Origin of the sequence: Kitasatospora sp. NPDC047058 (assembly GCF_040643935.1) — a bacterium.
Classification (GTDB): domain Bacteria; phylum Actinomycetota; class Actinomycetes; order Streptomycetales; family Streptomycetaceae; genus Kitasatospora.
The window spans coordinates 1-1,051 of the sequence record NZ_JBEYVJ010000961.1; the positions used below are offsets into that span (position 1 = coordinate 1).

The 1,051-nt window shown below is 77.9% G+C and carries 1 pseudogene; it reads right to left on the minus strand.

Annotation, left to right across the window (positions count from 1 at the left end):
- A pseudogene (locus ABZ885_RS41950) lies at nucleotides 1–1,051 on the minus strand (hypothetical protein); the annotation flags it as partial.

Sequence of the window (1,051 nt, forward strand, 5' to 3'; positions counted from 1 at the left end):
GCGCCGAGCCGGGTCAGCAGCGCGCCGATGGCGTCGCCGTCGCGGATCACCACCCGGTCCACGCCGCGCACCTCGCGGGCCTTGGCCGGGCACGGGCGTCTGCTGGAGCTCGGCGCCGGGCGCGGGCCAGCGGGTGAGCCCGTCACGGGTGAGCCGCAGCAGCTGGTGGGTGCCGGGGCCGCCGGCCCCGACCACGCCGACGTCGCCGGCGGCGGTGTGCAGCGTCTGCAGCGAGGCCCGGGAGTCCGCCGGGCCGTGCAGCAGCAGGTGCAGCCGGGGCGCGGTGAGCCGGGTGAACCGGTCGACGTCGCGCAGCGGTTCGGCGTCCTGTCCGGCCCGGGCCGAGCGGGCGCCCGCGGGCCGCGCGGTGACCGGGTGGCGCAGCGCGCCGATCCGCAGCCAGCCGTCGTGCTCGTACGGGCGCAGCGCCTGGGCGAACCAGGCGGCCTGTTCCGGGCCGAGCCAGCCGTACCGGTCGTCGGCCCGGTGGCTGTACGCCATCGAGGAGTTGAGGCCGGCCACGACGGTGCCGAGCTCGGGGACGGGGAACAGCGTCCACGGCTGGGCGCTGTCGAAGACCACGTCCAGGCCCTGGTAGAACTCCTGGAACAGCCGGGCGTAGTGCCGCCACTTGGGCCAGTACGGCGGGGTGGGGCGCAGTTCGTCGGCCTCGCAGGTGCTGAAGTAGGCGCGCGAGGCGGCCTGGCTGACGTCCTGCCCGCCGGGGACCAGGGCCACCCGGTGCGGTTCGAGGCCGAGCAGGGAGCGGATCCCGGTCAGGAAGGCGAGCGCCTGCTCGCACTCGCGCGGGCTGCCGGAGGCGGTCAGGTCGCCGGTGACGACGACCAGTTCGGGGGCCGGGGCGCCGGCGTCGGCCAGCTCGACCAGGTCCCCCCAGATCGCGGCCTGGAGGTCCACCGGGTCGCTGCCGCGGCCGAAGGACGGGCCGGCCAGGTGCAGCACCGTCACCCCCTCGCGGCCGCCGGCGCGGTCGGCCGCCGACGGGTACGCGGGGGCGACGGAGGGCCGGCGACGGCCGGCCCGGCCGGTC